The sequence below is a fragment of the Mesobacterium pallidum genome, assembly GCF_019966535.1.
Lineage (GTDB): Bacteria > Pseudomonadota > Alphaproteobacteria > Rhodobacterales > Rhodobacteraceae > Mesobacterium > Mesobacterium pallidum.
Window position 1 is genome coordinate 19,612 of the sequence record NZ_JAIMID010000026.1, and the last position, 18,488, is coordinate 38,099.

Below are 18,488 nucleotides of genomic sequence, written 5' to 3' on the forward strand. Positions count from 1 at the left end.
GCGGAGGCAGGAGAAACGAGTGGTGAAGAAGTTGAGATATACCAATGCATTGGCCGTGCTTTTGACGGTTGCAGGGCTGTCGGCCCCCGCACTGGCCGGTTCGGAGGATGTCGTGGTCGAGAATGCGTGGTCCCGCGCCTCGATCGGCGTCAACAGGCCAGGTGCCGCCTATATGACCGTGCGCAACACGGGTGAAGACGCCGTTACGCTGACCGGACTTGCGACACCGCTGGCAATGATGCCCGAGATCCATGAGTCGAAAACCAACTCCGTTGGCGTCAGTTCCATGGCACCTGCAGGCGAGATCACGATTGAGCCCGGCCAAAGCGTGGCATTGGAGCCGGGCGGGTTGCACGCCATGCTCATGAAGCTGCAAGAGCCGATGACCGAAGGCGAGAATTTCCCGCTGACACTGACCTTCTCGGATGGCGGCAAGGTGACGGTCGAGGTCCCAATCCTCGGAATCGCCGCGCGTGGACCGGAGGGCTGATGCAACGTCGGCAGCTCCTTCTATACGGCGCAGCCGGTGCCGGCGTTCTTGGCCTGACGCTCTTCGTGGGCTGGTGGCGGGTGGACGGGCCCGGTGCGCCTGAACCAAAAGGGCAGCGGCCCCTGCCCCTATCGGCGATGGAGTTCCGGCTGACCGACCACGAGGAAAATGAGGTAGGGCCTGGCAACCTGATCGGTCGTCCGACAATGGTGTTTTTCGGGTTCACCTACTGCCCGGACGTCTGCCCGACGACCCTATCGGATATTTCCGGCTGGCTTGAGGAACTGGGCGACGAAGCATCAGAGATGAACGTGGTCTTCATCACGGTCGACCCGGAGCGGGACACGGTCGAGGCCATGGCCGAATATGTCGGCTATTTTCATCCGGTCATTCGTGGTTGGACGGGGCCGGAAGACCAGATTGCCCGCGCTGCAGAAGGGTTTCGTGCCTCATTTGAGCGCGTCCCGACTGAGGGCGGCGGCTATACGATGAACCATACGGCAAGCGTATTCCTGTTCGATGCCGAGGGTGAGCTCGTCACCATGATCGACTATCACGAGCCAAGAGAATTCGCGGTGCCGAAGATCCGGCGCGCACTGACAGAAGACGTAGAGGGGGCAACATGAAGATAAGAACAGTCTTGGCGGCCGTTGCGGTCGCAGGCGCATTTTCGGTGACCGCCATCGCCATCTCTGGCGTTCTGTCCAAAGAACCGGTGCCCCCTGCGATTGCTGAAGCGACCCTCTGGACTCCCGATCCGCTTGCGCCGCCTCGGATTACCGAAACCAATTCGGTCCGCCCTACACTCGCCCAGGCGGATATCGCATTCGAGTTCAGACCCCGGCCGCTCCTGACCGTTTCCCCCGCTGATACCTCCTTGCCATCTATCGAGCCCCCGCTGGTCACCTGGTCGCGGGAGATTGCGTCGGGCGAGACGCTTGATGCGGTCCTTTCCGATGCGGGGCTGGATGCTTCGGATCGCGCCGAAATCGCCTTGGCGATTGGCACGGAATACGATCTGCGCCGTCTGCGTCCGGGTCACATCATTACGGTGGTTTCCACAACGGACGACAACCCGCGTCGTGTAGAGCTCGCCGTCGAAGACGGTGTCCGGATAGAGGCGGTCTTCGGCGAACAGCTTGCCGCCCGCGTGTTGGACCCGGATCCCGAATTGGTGACTTTCGCCGGCGAGGCGGTGATCGAGAGCTCGATTTTCGCCGCCCTGAACACGGCAGACATCCCCGCCCGTTTTGCGGTGGACCTGGCGCAGATGCTGGGCGGCACCGTGGATTTCCGTCGTGATCTTGCGGGTGGCGAGACGATGCGCCTCCTTTGGCGCGAGGCCCGAGACGGGAACAAGAGGATTGGTCAGCCCGAGCTTGCCTTTGCCGCACTGGATATCGATGGCTCGGTCTATGAAATCGTCTGGCCGAACGACGGCAGCGGCCAAGCGACGATCTATGTCGACGGAGAAGTCCTGCGCGTGTTTGCGCAACCGGTCGAAGGTGCACGGCTGAGTTCTGTGTTCGGGCGCCGCACCCATCCGGTCTACGGCAATGTACGGATGCACACAGGAGTCGACTTCGCGGCGGCGCGCGGCACGCCGGTACAGGCGACGGCGCCGGGCCGCGTTAGCTTCATCGGCCGACGCGGTGGGTATGGCCGGGTCGTCGAGATCGCTCATGGCTCCGACACCCTGACGCGCTATGCGCATCTGAGCGCCGTACCGGACGGGCTCACACAAGGGCAACGCGTGATGGCCGGAGATATGATCGGGCGGGTCGGTGCGACGGGTACCGCGACAGGCCCCAACCTACATTACGAAGTGCTGGTGGACGGTCGCCCAACCGACCCTCTCTCTGACGACCGATTGGCAGAGGCGGCCGAGCGTGAAGCGGACGACACGGCCGCGCTTGAGCGACTGCGTGAGGCGCGTTCACTTCTTGCTGAGAGGCTCGCCAGCGAATTTGCACAGACGACAACCGAAAGGCTTTGATCCATGAAACGATTTACTCCCGCCCTTGCCATCGCATTTGCCTTGCTTCCTGCGGCGCAGGCCGTCGCAGAGGCGATTCAGATCGACGTCCGGAAGACCAGCGGCTGCGGCTGTTGCCTGTCCTGGATGAAGCACCTCGAGGAGAATGGCTTCGCGCCGATGGGCGAGGACATGTTCGGAGGATCTCTTGTGCGCTTCAAACTCGACAATGGCGTGCCGCAGCGCATGGTCTCCTGCCATACGGCTTTGGTCGACGGCTATGTGATCGAGGGCCACGTGCCGGCGGCTGACATCCAACGCCTGCTGGAGGACCGGCCAGACGCGGTAGGCCTGGCGGTGCCGGGAATGCCCTACGGGTCGCCCGGCATGGGACCGGAGGACGACCGGGAGGCTTACGATGTCTTCCTGATCCACGAAGACGGATCGACCGAGGTCTACACCAGCTACTCGGCTCCTGACTGAACTCGCGGCAGAACCTTAACAATTGGAACCCCTCTCCCCCATAGCGCTTGGCTTTCTTGGAAGCCTGGCCGCCGGATCGCTGACCGCGGTCGGGGCGGTCCCCGTTCTTTTTGGGCGCATCCCGTCCCGGGCCACGCGCGATCTGCTGCTTGGCTTCGCGGCGGGTGTCATGCTCGCGGCTTCGTTCTTCTCGCTGATCATCCCGGCTCTCGACGCAGCTGAAGGACAGTTCGACAACGGTGCTCTCCCGGCGGCCATCGTATGTGTTGCGATCCTGCTTGGCATGGGCGCGGTCGCTCTGATGAACGAACGGCTACCGCATGAACATTTCAAGACGGGGCGGGAAGGTCCCGACGCCGCATCGCTGCGGCGCGTCTGGCTTTTCATCATCGCGATCACTATCCACAATTTTCCCGAAGGGCTTGCCGTCGGCGTCGGGTTCGGGGCTGACGGTTTGTCGGGCGGGTTGCCACTTGCGATCGGTATTGGATTACAGAATGCCCCCGAAGGTCTGGCGGTGGCGGTTTCGTTGCTCGGCGAGGGCTATTCCAGGCTTCGCGCCTGGGGCATCGCCGCTCTGACCGGTCTCGTCGAGCCCGTCGGTGGACTTCTCGGCGCAGGGATTATCAGTCTTTCGCAACCGCTGCTGCCCTGGGGTCTCGCCTTCGCAGCAGGTGCGATGCTCTACGTCATCAGCCACGAGATCATTCCGGAAACCCACCGATCCGGCCATCAGAACAGGGCGACGCTCGGCCTCGCCGTTGGTCTTGTGATCATGTTGTTCCTCGACGTCTGGCTGGGATAAGCTGATGAGAACTTGCCTCTTCGTCGGTCTGCTTGCTGCGCTGATCGCTTTTCTTGTCGATCAGGTGACAAAAGCAATTGTCGTCGCCAACGCGGCAGATTTGAGCGCTGGAATTCCGGTCTTTCCCGGTTTCAATCTTATCTATCTGCGCAACGATGGCGTGACGTTCGGACTGCTTGGTGGAGCGCCATGGTGGAGCCTTACGGCGTTGGCCCTAGCTGTCTGCGGCTGGTTAACAGTCATGTTGGTACGCACTGCCAACCCGGTTGAGGCTATCGCCTATGGCGCGATTATCGGTGGCGCGCTCGGCAACGTCCTCGACCGCATCCGGTTTCGGAGTGTGACGGACTTCCTCGATTTCTATGTCGGATCCACGCATTGGCCCGCCTTCAACATGGCGGATGTTTTCGTGGTCAGTGGCGTGGGCCTACTGCTCATAGCCCCTTGGTTGAGCGCCAAGTTGAAAACAGGCACATGATGGCGGGCTTGCGACCACTGACGGGTCGTGGCCGTTACATTCCCCTGCGATCAGGGATTAGCTTTGCAGCGGGCGGTTTAACGGTTTTAACCCTTCCACCATTCTCATGGCTCATCGTTGTTCCAGTCGCCTTCTCAGCACTCTTTCTCGTCCTCCGGCAGGTTTCGACAGCGCCTGCCTTCTTCATCGGCTGGGTCTTCGGAATGGGCCAGTTCGGGTTTGGAGTTTCCTGGATCGCCGAGAGCTTTTACGTCGATTCCGAACGTTTCGGTGCCCTTGCGATCCCGGCAGTCGCGGGACTGTCCGCCGGACTGGCCATTTTCCCGGCGATTGCGGCGATGTTATTTGCCACCATCATGCAGCGCCGTGCTGTCGGCGACACTACGGCAGGTCTTCTGCTTGCAACCTGCTGGGTTGCCGCAGAATGGCTGCGTGGTCATGTCCTGACAGGGTTTCCCTGGAACCTTGCCGCTTATGCCCTTGTCGAACACGCCGCTCTGCGCCAACCCGCCGCCTGGGTAGGAAGCTATGGGCTGAGCTTTCTCACGGTCTTTATAGGGCTGTTGCCCGGTGTGTTGATTGTGGCGGCACCAAACAGACGCGTGCCTGTTCTCGTGCTCTTCGCCGTTGTGGTGATGGGCCTCTGGGGTGGCGGCGCGCTGCGTTTAGGGACGAATGTGCCTCCGACGGACAGCGCTTTGCGCATCGTCCAAGGCAATGTGCCGCAAGTCGAGAAGTGGGCACCGGGCAGCCGCGAGCGAACGCTGGAGAAATATTTGGGCTTGTCGGCGCAACCTGGACGCTTCGACCTGTTGCTGTGGCCGGAAACGGCCTTTCCCGGTTTTCTGGACGAGGACGCCTTGGCGCGTAGGCGGCTATCCACGGTTCTGCCAGACGGCAGGATCCTTTTGACAGGCGTACCTGACCGCGTAGAGGGCGATGGGGGAACCCGATATTTCAACACGGTTCAAGCCTATGACGGCAGCGGCGAAATTCTGACGGGATATGCAAAACATCATCTTGTTCCGTTCGGGGAATATGTGCCCCTGAGAGGCTGGCTGCCGATCGAGCGGCTGACCGAAGGTTTGGGTGATTTCACGCCAGGACCAGGGCCACGCACGCTGGCGATCCCGGGTGCGCCTCTGGTCGCGGTGGCGATCTGTTACGAAATCATTTTTCCGGGCCAGGTAGTCGATGACCTTTTTCGCCCCGACTGGATTTTCAACGCCACAAATGATGCCTGGTTCGGGACCAGCATCGGACCCGAGCAGCACCTCGCCTCCGCGCGCATGCGCGCGGTCGAAGAAGGGCTTCCTGTAGTCCGGGCGGCCAACACCGGGATTTCCGCGATCATCGACGCCAAGGGAGAGATCATCGCGCGCCTCGAGACCGGACAAACTGGAGTCATAGATGCCAGCCTGCCGACAGCGCTTGCGCCCACACCTTACGCACGTTTCGGTGATTGGACATCGCTGGCGCTCATCTGTGCGGTCTGGGCTCTAGCCTTTACCGTCGGATTGGTCAGACGACGTTTCAATTCAGAAAAATCAAAATCGGAGGAATCGTGATGCTGGTGCTCGCAGGCTTTGTCGGAGGGGCGCTCTGGGGTGGCTATCTGGCGCAACGGCGGAAAGGGAACCGCCTGGATATACTTCAATACGCGACAAGCTTCGGTATTGCTTTCGGCCTGCTCGCTTTTTTCGCCTCGGTGATCCTCTTGCGCATCACGTCTTGAGATTACTTTGGCACCGGCAACGAATTGAAACGACTATTCAACATATTACTAGACTTGCTCCTGGCGGTTTTTGCATTAGGACTGACCGTATCCGGTGTCGTCTACTTTCTTTTGCGCGCCTCCGTCCCCGACTATGACGAGGATTTCAGTGTTGCGGGTATCGAAGGTCCAGTCGATATTCTGCGAGATGCTGCGGCCATACCGCACATTTCTGCAGACTCCGCTCCGGACGCCTATTTCGCGCTTGGTTTCGTTCACGCTCAGGACAGGCTTGGCCAGTTATTGAGGGCAAGGCGGGCAGCGCAAGCCTTGATGCCACTTGACCGGACGATCGAAGTTGAGCCTTCGACAGCCCAAGCGCTCGACGCATATGCCGCAGGTGTCAACGCGTGGCTTGGCCTGGTGTCCGAAGGCGGGCGCGGCAGAGGCTCACCCGATCTGTTGATCGCGGATGAGAGAATGATCGCAGCCTGGAGACCCGTCGATAGTCTCAGACTTGCCCAAGCGTTTCTGAACGATCTTCAACCCGAGAGACGGCAGAATGACCTGTCCGGCTTGTCAGATCTACCGATCCCGTCGGATCGACCTCTTTTGCCCGAGCTGTTTGTGACCTCGCCCAAGGTCAGCCTCGATGCTTGGGCGTTGCCTGGAGACAGAACAGCTACCGGAGCACCAATTCTCGCCGCCGATATACGTGGCCCCTTATCGCTGCCTTCTGAATGGTACCTGGCGGATATTCAACTCCCGACCGGAGCCGCGATTGGGGCTACATTGCCGGGTGTGCCCTTCATTGTCGTCGGTCGCAGCGAACGCGTCGCTTGGGCGTTCCGATCTGTGTCCCAGAAAGCCGTTAAAGAGCCAGAGAATCCCACGGCCGCGCAGGCCAGCAATTTTCTGATGATGCTTGACCGTCTGGCGCGGTCCGCCGATGTGAACGATGCTATGGACGCATGCATGAACCTGTCACCAGCCGGATTGGAGATTCTTGCGATCGACCGAGAAACCCTTGCTCGCTGGCCTGACAGGGAGGTCGAAACTCCTTTATCGTTTCGAGACGCCCGTCTGGCTGCTCTTGATGAGCGGCAGCCGATATTCTCGGTCGAGGGCGCGATTACGGTGCAGCGCGACACGGTCAGCGCTGCCGCGCGGGCGCTTCTTCCTATAATGGCAAAAGAGCTTTGGTTCGTGGGTTCCACAGGTGCTCTCGAAGAGAACCGCGCAGATGAGCTTCGCGGCGATATTCTGGATCAACTTGCCCAATGGAATGGCGACATGGATCGCTTTTCACCGGAGCCGCTCGTGTTCTGGGCCTGGGCGCGCGCGTTGCAAAAGCGAATACTTCAGGATGAATTTCCATCCGCGACGAAGGTCTGGGCCAGGCCAAATGCCGATGTCCTATTTGCGGTGCTTTCAGATCGCGGAGGGAGCGCAATCTGGTGCGACATCCGCCCGTCCACCCGCATCGAGACCTGCCAGGATCAGGTTCGTGCGGCCTTGGATGATGCCATCGGCTGGCTTGTCGACCGCTACGGACCCGATCCGTCCGCTTGGGTCTGGGGCGAAGCACACGCTTTGAATATGGGGTGGGCACCAATCCGATCGAGTGGGATCATCAGCGATCTGCTGTCTCTCAAAGCCCCATCTTCGGGCGATTCATACACAATGATTGCAACACTGTTTACTTCTGACGATGACCGCCCCTTCGCGCCCAGCGGGGGCACCAATTTTCAGGCGGTCATGTCGTTTTCGGAAGAAGCCGGATCCTATTTCATCGCGCCCGCCGGTCAGTCCGGCCACCCGCTCTCACGATTCTATGAGAACCTTTTTCTCATGTGGATGCAGGGCAAATACCTCGCGATGTCCACTGATCTGTCCTTGGCCCGGGGTGGCGCTGTGGGAACATCCCGACTTTTACCGGCATCTGTCCAAAGGCCAACAATACAAGATGACAGGAGCCAATGATCGCCTACTTCCTCCTTTTCGACCCGTTTGGATACGCGATTTCGCCAGTGTCCCTTGTTTCCGTCAGCTTGGCCGCATGGATCTACATGCGCGGCGTCGCGCGATCCACACGGCTGCGCGGGACGGTTTCCATTTGGCGGCAAGCCCTGTTCTTCGCTGGCTTGACCTGCATTCTCGCGGCCACGAATGCGCCTCTGGCTTCGTTGGGGCACAGCCTCTTTTCGGCGCATCAAGTGGAGCACCTTCTCCTCCGCCTTGCAGGACCACTACTCATCGCGGTCACTCAGCCGTGGCGATTATTGCAAGCCGGTTTGAACAGACGGTGGCGTCGATACCTCGGCGCTCTTGGAAAATCTATTACTTTGCGGTTCTTGGCACATCCGGTAACCGCCACTGCTGCGCTCATCACGTCGCTCTTTATCTGGCAGATTCCAGTGCTTTACGGACTTGCGCAGCGCATCGCGGCGATCGAGGTGTTCGCCCATTTTGCGATGGTGCTGGCAGGGATCTGGTATTTCGGCATGCTCTTCGACCCGAGAGATCCCCCTGAGGGCGCGAGGCGCGGCGCAAGGCTGATCTCTGGTTTTGCGGTGATCGTTTCAAACATTTTTCTGGGTTCCTTGACGACACTCAAAGAGGTGAGCCTCTATGCCTCCTACCAAACGGCGGGAACCGGGTTGCTCGATCCCCTGTCCGACGAAACCATGGGTGGCTATACGATCTGGGTCCCGTCCTCGATGCTGATGATCGCCGCGATCATTCTGGTCATGAACGGGTGGAACGCGGCCGAGGTGCGTCGCTGGAATTCACGATATGAGTTGGTGCGAGGCTCGAACTCCGCGGCGCTCGAGTTTCCGGAAACGGCCGAAGAATTGCGTCTGAAAGTGGCAAAGCCAAACCGCGACATGGGCCGGACGCTCGCCATAGGCGCCTTGGTCATGTTCTTCATCGTCATGACGACGGTGGTGACTATTGTCTATGCGCTTTGAACAGAGGAGCAAATCAAAGGTTGTACCCACGTCTTTTCCCGCGATCGACATTTTCGCTGCACCGTCGTCGCAGTCAGAGATTTTGGGCACACTATCTCGGGCTGGCCAAGCTCAGAGGACACGAACGATTTTCTGCACTAAAGTTGACCATCAGAACAGACCCACCAGCCTTTGACTGCTGACGCCGCCGCCTCCTGAGTCTTGCTTTGCTGAATTTCGCGAGAACTTGATGCTGCGCTATTTGCCGCTCTCAGATTGCAGGAGGGCGTGTTCGAAGGCCTCCAGCGTGGTCGTGCTGACGTGATGCTCGATCCCCTCCGCATCGCGTTCCGCAGTCTCTTCGTCGATTCCCAGGCTGAGGAGAAACGCGACGACGATCCTGTGCCGCCGGCGGCAGGCCTCGGCCAACTCCCGACCGGCATCCGTGAGGAATATCGCGCGGTAAGGTTCCCGCCGCACCAGGCCAGCAGCTTTGAGTCGCGAGATGTTCTTGGTCACGGTCGGCGGCTTCACTCCAAACCGCTCGGCGATTTCCACCGGCCTTGCCTCTCCGCGCGACTCGATCAGTTCGGCGATCAGTTCAACGTAATCTTCCGCCATTTCGCTCTCATGTGCCTGACGCACAGTCGCGAAGCCCTCAGCCTGTGCTTCGGGAGCCCTGTCGACAGTTTCGAACAGTTCACGTTCCTGTGATTGCAGCTTTGTCATACTTGGGACTTTGCAAGGAAACTGCGGGATTGACAACTTGTTTGCTTAGGGTAGATAAGTTAGCCGTGTCTAACTTTGGGATTGGGAGACTGCGGTGATTCAGAAATTCCTTGGAGCGTTCATTGCCGCACTCGCAAGTGCGCTCGTCCTGTCCGGACCTGTCGCTGCGACGCCCGCCAAGGAGGCCCCATGGCTTCCCGAGGCGGCGGCCTACCGGTTGACTCTCTTCCTCGCAAATCTCGAACCGCTGCCCTGGGATGACGTCGGGACCGCCTGGGCCGAACCCTACCGGGGTTCGGAATTCGCTGTCGGTGCATTGGCATGGCTGAACGGCAGCAGCGACATCGGACCCGCGCCCCTTCTGGACGCCATAACTCGCGAGGACCGCCAGGCGGTCTTCGCCGAGGCGACGCGGCTGATAGCGCGCAGGATCGACGAGGAACTGGACCGGGCAGTCATGGCCGACGATTCTGCACGTGCACAGCAGGCCGTGCGGACAGCTCGAGAACTCTATCGCGCATTCGCTGACGGTATCGCGGCTGCTGACCCCGACGCTTCGAGACGCATCGGCCTCGCCTGGCTGGAACTCAACAGCAGCACAGGTTCCGCCGGTGTTCTTGGTACTGGTGACACACCCGCGAATCGCGAAACCATGGAAGCCGCGCGCGGAGTCATCTCCGGCTATCTCGCCGAGAATTACCTCGTTGACGATTTCGCGCCGCGCCGGACGCTGAGCGCGCTGCCGGAAACTTTTGTCCTGAGTGGCCGCACCATCGAGGTGCCGCCTAGCCTGCCGCCGGGGTCTGACATCTTCGATCAGGATCCGCTGCCGCTGCTCGTGCTCAACTTCGAGGAACAGGGCATCGACGAGACCGATCTGCCGCTTGTTGCCTACGGCGACATGCTGTTCGACAGCGCGCAACTCTTTGGAAGCCCGGCGCAGGATCTCGGGATCGCCTGCTCGACCTGTCACAACCGCTCGGACGTCAACCAGCGGCTCTTCATCCCCGGCGCCAGCCACCAACCGGGCGCGATCGACGTGGACGGCGCCTTTTTCAACCCGATCTTCAATGACAGGCGCGACGACCCGCTCGACATTCCCAGCCTGCGCGGCTTGCGTTTTACCGGTCCCTACGGCCGCGATGGCCGCTTCGCCTCCTTGCGCGATTTTACCCGCAACGTGGTCGTCAACGAGTTCGGCGGGAAGGAACCGACGCCCTTCATGCTGGACGCTCTCGTCGCCTACATGCTCGAATTCGACTTCCTGCCGAATTCCATGCTGACGACTGATGGCCGTCTGACCGATACGACCCAAGAGGCCGCCCGGCGCGGCGAGGAGATCTTCAATACGCCCTTCGCCCGGCTCGGCGGTCGGTCCTGCGCCAGTTGCCACGTGCCAGACGCGAACTTCCTCGACCGGCAGGCCCACGACATCGGCTCAGTAGCGCCGGGCTACGAGGGGGCCCGCGCCGGTGCGCTGGACACGCCCACGCTGCTCGGCACGGCCTATACCGCCCCCTATTTCCACGACGGGTCATTGCCGACGTTGGCCGCCGTCGTGGACTGGTTCGACGAGACGAAATCGCTTGGGCTTACCGAGGAAGACCGCGCCGACCTAACCGCCTATCTCGAGACCGTTGGCGCGGCAGACGAGCCCTATGAGGCCTTCGACACCGAGAACACCGCTTTCCGGCTGGCATTCGCCGAACTGACGACCTTCGCCTCGACAATCGATACGCTACTGCCGCGGCGGGACGCAGAGCATATCCTGCTGCTGACCGACACCGTGGCTGCGGACCTTTCGGCCGACGCCAGCACCATGTCGAACCTCCCCGCCCGGCCCGAGGTCTATGCGCTGGCCGAGCGGCTGGCCGCGGTCGGCGCCGCCGTCCGCGTGGAAGACTGGGAGGCCGCTGAAGCAAGCTGGACCGCGTTCAAGTCCGAAGCCGACGCAATCGAAGAGAGGGCATTCTGATGCCGGTCCATCTGACCCGTAGAACGATACTGACCTTGGTCGGCGCGGGCGCGGTGTCGCTGGCGACACCTCTCGCCGCGCAAGACGTAACCCTGCGGCTTGCCTTCATCCCGCAAGAGAACCCCGACAAGCTTCTGGGGGACATCGAGGCCATCACCGGATGGCTGGCAGAGGAGATCGGCGTCCCCGTCGAGGGGTTCGTCACCATCGACCATGCAGCGGCGGTCGAGGCGCTGCGCAACGGCGACGCGGATATCTCCTTCATGGGCGCCCTGCCCTTCGTTCTGGCCGAGGCCGAGATCGGTGCCGTGCCGCTCCTGTCCGAGGTCTACCGCGACGCGCCGAGTTATACGGGCCGCATCTTCGTGCGGCGCGACAGCGGCATCGGCGCGCTCGCAGACCTGCGCGGGCGCGACATCGCTTTTGCCGATCCGATTTCGGAATCGGGCTATCTCTACCCGCTCGCCGAATTCGTAGAAGCCGGGCTGATCGAAGACCCCGGACAGGCGGAAGCATTCTTCGGCCGCGTCTTCTTCGCTGGCGGCTACCAGCAGGCGATGCAGGCGATGGCCGAAGGCCTGGTCGATGCCGCAGGCGCCAGCCAGTATGCCGACCTGCTTCTGACGCCGCAGCAACAGGCAGAGGTAACCTGGATCGCGGAAAGCGCGCCGATCCCGAGCCATTTGGTGATCGCTCGCCCGGGGCTCGATGCCGCTCTGCGGGACCGTTTTGTCGACGCAATGCTGCGGCTCAACGAGCCGGAGCACCGCAACAAGCTGCGCTATTTTTATGGACCGGATGGGTACGTCAGGGCCGACGGCGCCGCCTATGACGGCGTACGCGATATGGCACGGCAATACGGGCTGTTGCGATGAGCACAGCTGTCGAAGTAGACGACCTGAGTTTTGCCCATACGGGCGCGGACCTCCCGGCGCTGGAGCGGGTCTCGTTTCGGGTTTCGGCGGGCGAGAGCGTCGCTTTGCTCGGCCCGTCCGGGGCGGGCAAGACGACCCTGCTGGCACTGCTCGACGGCAGGCTCCAAGGCTGGAGCGGGCGGGTATCGGTTCTGGGTGCGCCGCTCGATCCCGACCGTCCGCCGCCGAGCGCGCGCCGTCCGGATACCGGTTTCGTGTTTCAGGAGTTTGCATTGGTCGAGCGTTCCTCGGTTCTGCGCAACGTCCTGAATGGCAGCCTGGGGCGCATGTCGCCGCTGCGGGCCCTGTTGGGATCACCGACCAAACATGATCTGGAGATTGCGCGCACGGCACTTGCCGATTGCGGAATTGCCGATCTTGCCGAACGCAGGGTCGACAGCCTCAGCGGCGGGCAGCGGCAGCGTGTGGCCATCGCACGGTGTCTGGCGCAGGAACCGCGCCTAATCCTCGCCGACGAACCGGTGAGCAACCTCGACCCCGCGCGTGCATGTGAGATCCTGGCGCTGCTGACCGGGGCGGCGCGAACGCGCGGCGCGACGGCGCTGTTTTCGTCGCACCAGCCCGACCTGGCGCGGCGTTTCGCGCAGCGCATCATCGGCATGCGGGACGGGCGGATCGTGTTCGATGTACCGACCTCCGAGTTGAACGATGATGCGACGGCGGAGCTCTATCGGGAGGTAGGGCCAATCCCCGGTATCGGCCTCAGGGCGGTGTCCTGATGGCGTTCCGCGGGTTTGGCGGCATTGCGACGAGCGGTCTGATCGCAGCCGCGATCCTGTGGTCCTTCGCCACGACCGATGTCGAGTTCTCGCGACTTCTGTCGGCCGGCCCGCGGATCGCCGATTTCTTCGGCCGGATGTTTCCGCCTGACCCGACGGTGATGGCCGAGATCAAGAAGGGCAGCGCGGAAACGCTGAGGATCGCGATCCTCGGCACCCTCGGTGCTGTGATCCTGTCCGTTCCCCTCGGCATTCTCGCGTCTGAGACGATGGTATCGCCTGCGGTGTTTCGGCCGATCCGAACGCTGCTTGCCTTCATCCGGGCGATTCCGCTGATCCTCGTGGCCATGCTCATGGTGGGCGCTGTCGGGCTCGGGCCGCTGCCCGGCATCATCGCGGTCGCCTTTCATGCAACGGGGATGCTCGCCAAGTTCTATGCCGAGGCGATCGACGGCGTGTCCCGCGCGCCGATCGCAGCACTTGAAAGCGCGGGCGCCGGGCCGCTCGTGCGGCTCAGATACGCGATCTGGCCGCAGATGGCGCCGGTCGTCGCCCGCGACACGATTTTCCGGTTCGAGTTGAACCTGCGCGAGTCGCTGATCCTCGGCATTGTCGGCGCGGGCGGGATAGGCTTTTACATCCAGACCTACGTGCGCTCTTTCCAGTATGACAAGGCGGCCAGCGTCACGATGGCGGTCGTCGCCATGGTCATCGCCATTGAGGCGATCAACGTCGCGCTGCGGCGCCGCTTCACCTGATCCTTAAGCGTATATGTCGATCGGTGTCCCGTCCCTGACCATGGCATAGATTTCCTCGATCTGGCGGTCAGTGACGGCGATGCAGCCTGCCGTCCAGTCGCGGACATTCATTGGGTCGATCCCCTTGCGCGGTCCGCCGTGGATGAAAATGTCGCCACCGGGCGACTTTCCTTGAGCCTGCGCATAAGCGATGTCTGCCGCGTTGGGATATGAGATGCCAATTGACAGGTGAAAGAGGCTGTCCGGGTTGCGCCGATCAATCACGTAGGAACCCTCCGGCGTACGGCCGTCCCCCTCGAACTGCTTGTGACCTTCGGGCGCGAAGCCTAATCCGATGGGGTAGGTCCGCAAGACGTCATCCGCCCCGTCCAGAACCAGAAACCGCTGCGCCTTGTACATACGCAGCCGGGTCACTTCGGGTCCGTTGTACGACCGGAACTTGCTGGCACAGCCTGACAGGAAGGCGGCCAATCCGCCTATCAAAAAGGCACGCCTTGGAAACTTGGTGTTTGTCACTGCTCGACGCCCCTTTTTGCGAGGTCTGTTGATGCCAGAGTTTACTCTACCGAAGACGTCAGATCAATGACCGTGCGCCAGTGCTCCCTTCGCCATCTGCTTGCCCACCGGTTTGCCGCCCGAAGGCCCGTCCTTGATCCGATGGCCGTTCAAAAGCCGCAGCGCATTGGCGACCACCAACAGGGATACGCCCACATCCGCAGCAATGGCGCCCCACATTGAGGCCATGCCGAATGCGGTCAGCCCGACGAACAGCGCCTTTGTTGCCAGCGATATACCGATATTCTGGTGGATAATCGTCATTGTCCGGCGAGAGTGAGCAATCAGCCACGGCACTCGAGCCAGATCGTCGGTCATCAGTGCAATATCTGCCGTTTCAATCGCCGCGTCCGATCCGACAGCCCCCATGGCAATGGCATAATGCGCGCGCGCCATTGCGGGCGCGTCGTTCACGCCGTCACCGATCATCGCCACCATGTCGTGGCTTTCCACCAGTTCCTCGATGGCCGTCACCTTGTCTTCTGGCAAAAGTTCGGCGCGCACCTCGTCAATGCCGACCTCGGCCGCCACCGCACGCGCTGTGCGATCGTTGTCGCCGGTCAGCATCACGATGGTCTTCACGCCCTGCGCGTGTAGGCGCGCCACGATGCCCTTTGCGTCTGGGCGGATGCGGTCGCGAAGCTCCAGTACGCCGGTCACGCCAGTCTCGTCACCCACGGCAACAAGGGTGCTGCCTGCCCCTTCGATCCGGTCCCGCAGCTCCGCCGGAATGCCATTGGCGAAACCTTTCTCTTGGGCAAACCGATCTGAGCCGAGCCAGATCGCGCGCCGGTCGGCGCGTCCTTCGAGCCCGCGCCCAGGCACGGTCCGCGTGTCCTCTGCGGCAGACACGGAAACACCATCGCTTTCTGCGCGCGCGAGGATGGCGCGTGCCAGCGGGTGCGAAGACCGCGCCTCCAGACTGGCCACCAGCGAGATGATTTCGCGAACCGAGGCTTCACCCAGTGGGTGAACGGCCGCCACCTCAGGCTCGCCCATGGTGATCGTTCCCGTCTTGTCCATCGCTAGCGCGGTGGTGCGCCCCGGCGCCTCGACATAAGCGCCGCCCTTGATGAGCACCCCTGCACGCGCCGAAGCGGCCAGCGCTGCTACAATGGACACCGGCGTAGAAATGACCAGTGCGCAAGGACATGCGATGACAAGAAGGACCAGCGCATTGTAGAACCAATAGTCCCAGGCGCCGCCGAGCAGGAGTGGCGGCACCAGTGCGATGGCGATCGCCAGAGCCATTACGATGGGTGTGTAGATGCGCGCGAACTTGGCCACCCACTGTTCGACCGGAGCGCGGCGGGCATGGGCATCGCCCACCATGCGAATGATCTTGGCCAGTACCGTGTCCGAGGCGGCCTTGGTCGCCCGCACCGTCAGTGTGCCCTCGCCGTTGATCGTGCCGGCATAGACCTCGTCGCCGGGTTCCTTGGGCACTAGCGCGCTTTCGCCGGTGATCGGGGCCTGATCGACCGCCCCTGCCCCGTCCACGACCTCACCGTCGAGGGGGATCCGGTCGCCGCCGCGCACGATAAACCTTGCATTGACTGCCACAGCTGCGGCCGGAACGTCGGATTCAGATCCGTCGTCGTAAAGAACCCGCGCCGTTGGCGGCGCCAGATCGAGGAGCGCGGAAACCGCATTACGCGCCCGCCCCACGCTCCAGCTCTCCAGATAAAGCGAAAGCGAGAAGAAGAAGGCGACCGTCGCGGCCTCAAAAAACTCGCCGAGGCCGATGGCGCCCGCGACGGCGACCACCATGAGCAGGTTCATGTCGGGGCTAAGCCTCCGCGCCGAAGACCAGGCCTTGGGCGCGACAAGCCAGACGCCAAAAAGAATCGCGACGGCGAAGATCCCTGCTTCCGCCAAAGGCATAGGCACCTCGCCATGCCCCGCAAAGAGCCCGAGCGCGCCGCCCATGCCGGTCTCGACAATGTGAAAAAGGAATCCCGCCGCCCAGAAGCCGCCGCTCAACGAGGTAAAGCGCTTCTGACGTGCCAGATGCGCGGCCTGATCCTCTGCTGCCTTGTCGGCGTCCCACGGTTTTGCGCTCATGCCGGTACTCGCGACAAGTTGCGAAACCTCGTTTTCCGAAATTCCGACTGCGGTATCCATAATCGTCATCCGACCATTGATGACATCGAACGCCAGATGCTCAGTCCCGCCGACTTTTGGACCGACCACCCTATTCAGGATTGCCACCTCTTCGGCACAATCCAGACCGGAAACTTGAAAACTTCGCCCATTCGAGGGGATGGATTGTGCCGGTCCCGTGTTGGCTCCAGCACCGCAGCACGCAGCACCTTTTCCATGAGAGTGGGGAACTACGCTCGCATGTTTGTGATCATCACCATGGTCGTGACTGCAGTCAGAGCTGTGCTTGTGGTCGTGGCGGTGGCCATTGGAAGACATGGGATTGACCTCGGGATTCGTTCATTCCACATTGAGATAGCCCCTACAGTAACTAGAGCTTCAAGAGCAAAAACAGAAACTTGGTCAAATAAGGACACAGACCTGCGGAACCTTGAAACGCGCCGCTAAGTCTGAGGACGCGGCTGACCTGCCAAAGAGTGAGATAGATATGCTTCAAAAATATGCGGTGATCATGGTTGCAACATTGGCCCTGGCTGGCTGCGCGGTGCCTTCTAAGGAAGACAACGATCCATTCAGGATCGGCAATGTTCCAGAATCTGTCGCAGCCCTCGCTGCACCCGACCAGGATCTCATCACGGCACGGCTACGTCCCGAAGATAATTGCTATTGGTATGCCCATAGTGGGCCGGTGGAAACGACCTTGGTCCCGTTGCGATCGGCAGGCGGCAATCCCATCTGCGTCGCGCGCCAATCCTGATTGACGCGTCCAAGCGTCGGATTGACGGCGCGGCTTGGGTCAACTCTGCGGAGTCACGCTGTCCTCGGCCGAATATAGGAACGCCGTCGAGCCAATCTCCACATTCGGATACAGATCGTTTATGTGCGCCATGACCATCCGGACGCAACCGGAACTGGCTCGGCCGCCGATGCTTCGCGGCTGTGGTGTACCGTGGATGCGCAGATAGGTGTCTCGGTCCCCGACATAGAGATAAAGCGCCCGTGACCCGAGCGCGTTCTCAGGTCCGGGTTCCATACCGTCAGCGATGTCGGCGTAGAGCTCCGGGTCGCGGTCAATCATGTTCTGTGTTGGCTGCCAATGCGGCCACCTGACCTTGCGCTTGATCGTGTAGACGCCTGGCTCATAAAGTTTGCCACGAGCAATCGCTACGCCATAGCGCATCGCCGTGCCGCCTTCCTCGATATGGTAAAGATAGCGCGCGACAGCATCGACATGGATGTCACCGGCCACAAGACCATCTTTAGTTATAACCCGCTGCGGCAGAAAGCGCGGGTGCAGGCCCCACGGGTTTGATGTGGCTGGGTTATAGCCCGGCGGTGTAATCTGTGCATCCCAAGCCGCCTTTTCCGCTTCAGTGGGCCAGGTGTCAGCGAGGAGCGGACTCGAGATAGACGCCGAGAACAATGCGGCAGTCGTCTGGATGAAGTGTCGTCTTGTCAGCATATAGATTGCTCCGTTCACGCATTGGACGGCAAACCGAACCTTACCCCGAACGCAGTGTTGTTCGCCCGGGAAAGAGTGAGGCGTTATTGGCAACTTGCTCCATGGTGCCGTTCTATGTCGGTGGCTTAACTCCTAAAGCTACTAGAGGTTCAAGAGAAATTTTGATGCCAGACGATCTCGGTAATACTTCGGGCCCGTTCGTTTCTTTATCAGTCTAAGCGCTGTCACGATCTGTGGGGTGAAACCAGGCTACTGCCACGATGCCGGGCCTCGTCTTGATCTTCGCTTCAATTGTGATCCTTAACTCGCTATGCCGAGCAGTTAAATTGAGCGCTTTCAATAATGGGTCTTTTCAA

19 protein-coding genes are annotated in these 18,488 nt (G+C 61.3%); 15 read left to right on the forward strand and 4 right to left on the reverse strand.

Annotated features, from left to right (window positions below):
* Positions 1 to 19 precede the first annotated feature (19 nt).
* Genes MF270_RS24850 through MF270_RS24895 form a run of 10 tightly spaced genes read left to right on the forward strand, consistent with a single transcriptional unit; the run spans position 20 to position 8,917 of the window.
* Positions 20 to 490: a copper chaperone PCu(A)C gene (locus MF270_RS24850; RefSeq protein ID WP_005647556.1), complete on the forward strand. Its 471-nt coding sequence runs from the start codon at positions 20 to 22 to the stop codon at positions 488 to 490.
* A complete protein-coding gene (locus MF270_RS24855; protein ID WP_050532587.1) occupies positions 490 to 1,116 on the forward strand; it encodes an SCO family protein in 627 nt (208 codons plus the stop codon). The genes MF270_RS24850 and MF270_RS24855 overlap by 1 nt, the downstream gene beginning before the upstream one ends.
* The gene (locus MF270_RS24860; RefSeq protein ID WP_076695154.1) at positions 1,113 to 2,486 is read left to right on the forward strand and encodes a M23 family metallopeptidase; all 1,374 of its coding nucleotides are present in this window, start codon (positions 1,113 to 1,115) and stop codon (positions 2,484 to 2,486) included. The genes MF270_RS24855 and MF270_RS24860 overlap by 4 nt, the downstream gene beginning before the upstream one ends.
* Before the next feature lie 3 nt (positions 2,487 to 2,489).
* Positions 2,490 to 2,948 (forward strand): DUF411 domain-containing protein, encoded by a 459-nt coding sequence (locus MF270_RS24865; RefSeq protein ID WP_076695156.1) that lies wholly within the window; start codon positions 2,490 to 2,492, stop codon positions 2,946 to 2,948.
* 22 nt (positions 2,949 to 2,970) lie between these two features.
* Positions 2,971 to 3,753 carry a ZIP family metal transporter gene (locus MF270_RS24870; RefSeq protein ID WP_054540603.1) on the forward strand — a complete coding sequence of 261 codons (783 nt, stop codon included), beginning with the start codon at positions 2,971 to 2,973 and terminating at the stop codon, positions 3,751 to 3,753.
* Between the two features lie 4 nt (positions 3,754 to 3,757).
* Positions 3,758 to 4,231, forward strand: coding sequence for a signal peptidase II (lspA, locus tag MF270_RS24875; RefSeq protein WP_076695159.1), 474 nt, complete (start codon positions 3,758 to 3,760; stop codon positions 4,229 to 4,231).
* On the forward strand, positions 4,228 to 5,799 hold the full coding sequence (gene lnt, locus MF270_RS24880) for an apolipoprotein N-acyltransferase (protein ID WP_050775788.1): 1,572 nt from the start codon (positions 4,228 to 4,230) through the stop codon (positions 5,797 to 5,799). Before lspA ends, lnt begins: the two co-directional genes overlap by 4 nt.
* Positions 5,799 to 5,966, forward strand: a complete 168-nt coding sequence (locus MF270_RS24885; RefSeq protein WP_008282832.1) for a hypothetical protein — start codon at positions 5,799 to 5,801, stop codon at positions 5,964 to 5,966. The genes lnt and MF270_RS24885 overlap by 1 nt, the downstream gene beginning before the upstream one ends.
* A gap of 24 nt (positions 5,967 to 5,990) precedes the next feature.
* On the forward strand, positions 5,991 to 7,928 hold the full coding sequence (locus tag MF270_RS24890) for a penicillin acylase family protein (protein ID WP_076695161.1): 1,938 nt from the start codon (positions 5,991 to 5,993) through the stop codon (positions 7,926 to 7,928).
* On the forward strand, positions 7,925 to 8,917 hold the full coding sequence (locus MF270_RS24895) for a cytochrome c oxidase assembly protein (protein ID WP_076695163.1): 993 nt from the start codon (positions 7,925 to 7,927) through the stop codon (positions 8,915 to 8,917). Before MF270_RS24890 ends, MF270_RS24895 begins: the two co-directional genes overlap by 4 nt.
* Positions 8,918 to 9,154: 237 nt before the next feature.
* On the opposite strand, the gene mntR is transcribed toward MF270_RS24895, so the two are convergent.
* Entirely contained in the window at positions 9,155 to 9,625 is a 471-nt protein-coding gene (mntR, locus tag MF270_RS24900; protein ID WP_076695165.1) for a manganese-binding transcriptional regulator MntR, read from the reverse strand.
* Between the two features lie 94 nt (positions 9,626 to 9,719).
* Between mntR and MF270_RS24905 the strand changes: the two genes are divergently transcribed.
* From MF270_RS24905 to phnE, 4 genes are read left to right on the forward strand one after another with little or no spacing between them, the layout of a single operon-like run.
* Positions 9,720 to 11,600 (forward strand): cytochrome c peroxidase, encoded by a 1,881-nt coding sequence (locus MF270_RS24905; protein WP_076695167.1) that lies wholly within the window; start codon positions 9,720 to 9,722, stop codon positions 11,598 to 11,600.
* The gene (locus tag MF270_RS24910) at positions 11,600 to 12,475 is read left to right on the forward strand and encodes a phosphate/phosphite/phosphonate ABC transporter substrate-binding protein (RefSeq protein WP_009824424.1); all 876 of its coding nucleotides are present in this window, start codon (positions 11,600 to 11,602) and stop codon (positions 12,473 to 12,475) included. Before MF270_RS24905 ends, MF270_RS24910 begins: the two co-directional genes overlap by 1 nt.
* Positions 12,472 to 13,254 (forward strand): phosphonate ABC transporter ATP-binding protein, encoded by a 783-nt coding sequence (locus tag MF270_RS24915; protein WP_076695169.1) that lies wholly within the window; start codon positions 12,472 to 12,474, stop codon positions 13,252 to 13,254. Before MF270_RS24910 ends, MF270_RS24915 begins: the two co-directional genes overlap by 4 nt.
* The gene (gene phnE, locus MF270_RS24920) at positions 13,254 to 14,012 is read left to right on the forward strand and encodes a phosphonate ABC transporter, permease protein PhnE (RefSeq protein WP_076695171.1); all 759 of its coding nucleotides are present in this window, start codon (positions 13,254 to 13,256) and stop codon (positions 14,010 to 14,012) included. The genes MF270_RS24915 and phnE overlap by 1 nt, the downstream gene beginning before the upstream one ends.
* 3 nt (positions 14,013 to 14,015) lie before the next feature.
* On the opposite strand, the gene MF270_RS24925 is transcribed toward phnE, so the two are convergent.
* Together MF270_RS24925 and MF270_RS24930 are read right to left on the reverse strand one after the other, a co-directional pair.
* Complete coding sequence (locus MF270_RS24925) at positions 14,016 to 14,492, reverse strand: L,D-transpeptidase family protein (RefSeq protein ID WP_076695237.1); 477 nt, start codon at positions 14,490 to 14,492, stop codon at positions 14,016 to 14,018.
* A 99-nt stretch (positions 14,493 to 14,591) separates the two neighbouring features.
* Entirely contained in the window at positions 14,592 to 16,988 is a 2,397-nt protein-coding gene (locus MF270_RS24930) for a heavy metal translocating P-type ATPase (protein ID WP_272490871.1), read from the reverse strand.
* Positions 16,989 to 17,157: 169 nt separating this feature from the next.
* Between MF270_RS24930 and MF270_RS24935 the strand changes: the two genes are divergently transcribed.
* Entirely contained in the window at positions 17,158 to 17,427 is a 270-nt protein-coding gene (locus tag MF270_RS24935) for a hypothetical protein (RefSeq protein ID WP_005613342.1), read from the forward strand.
* A gap of 39 nt (positions 17,428 to 17,466) precedes the next feature.
* On the opposite strand, the gene MF270_RS24940 is transcribed toward MF270_RS24935, so the two are convergent.
* A complete protein-coding gene (locus MF270_RS24940) occupies positions 17,467 to 18,132 on the reverse strand; it encodes a L,D-transpeptidase (RefSeq protein ID WP_005613343.1) in 666 nt (221 codons plus the stop codon).
* Between the last annotated feature and the right edge of the window lie 356 nt (positions 18,133 to 18,488).

Excerpts from the sequence above, each read along its gene's own strand:
- MF270_RS24855 (WP_050532587.1), top strand. The coding sequence starts at position 490 with ATGCAACGTCGGCAGCTCCTTCTATACGGCGCAGCCGGTGCCGGCGTT.
- MF270_RS24860 (WP_076695154.1), top strand. The coding sequence starts at position 1,113 with ATGAAGATAAGAACAGTCTTGGCGGCCGTTGCGGTCGCAGGCGCATTT.
- MF270_RS24865 (WP_076695156.1), top strand. The coding sequence starts at position 2,490 with ATGAAACGATTTACTCCCGCCCTTGCCATCGCATTTGCCTTGCTTCCT.
- lspA (WP_076695159.1), top strand. The coding sequence starts at position 3,758 with ATGAGAACTTGCCTCTTCGTCGGTCTGCTTGCTGCGCTGATCGCTTTT.
- lnt (WP_050775788.1), top strand. The coding sequence starts at position 4,228 with ATGATGGCGGGCTTGCGACCACTGACGGGTCGTGGCCGTTACATTCCC.
- MF270_RS24885 (WP_008282832.1), top strand. The coding sequence starts at position 5,799 with ATGCTGGTGCTCGCAGGCTTTGTCGGAGGGGCGCTCTGGGGTGGCTAT.
- MF270_RS24895 (WP_076695163.1), top strand. The coding sequence starts at position 7,925 with ATGATCGCCTACTTCCTCCTTTTCGACCCGTTTGGATACGCGATTTCG.
- mntR (WP_076695165.1), bottom strand. The coding sequence starts at position 9,625 with ATGACAAAGCTGCAATCACAGGAACGTGAACTGTTCGAAACTGTCGAC.
- MF270_RS24910 (WP_009824424.1), top strand. The coding sequence starts at position 11,600 with ATGCCGGTCCATCTGACCCGTAGAACGATACTGACCTTGGTCGGCGCG.
- MF270_RS24915 (WP_076695169.1), top strand. The coding sequence starts at position 12,472 with ATGAGCACAGCTGTCGAAGTAGACGACCTGAGTTTTGCCCATACGGGC.
- phnE (WP_076695171.1), top strand. The coding sequence starts at position 13,254 with ATGGCGTTCCGCGGGTTTGGCGGCATTGCGACGAGCGGTCTGATCGCA.
- MF270_RS24930 (WP_272490871.1), bottom strand. The coding sequence starts at position 16,988 with ATGTCTTCCAATGGCCACCGCCACGACCACAAGCACAGCTCTGACTGC.
- MF270_RS24935 (WP_005613342.1), top strand. The coding sequence starts at position 17,158 with ATGCTTCAAAAATATGCGGTGATCATGGTTGCAACATTGGCCCTGGCT.
- MF270_RS24940 (WP_005613343.1), bottom strand. The coding sequence starts at position 18,132 with ATGCTGACAAGACGACACTTCATCCAGACGACTGCCGCATTGTTCTCG.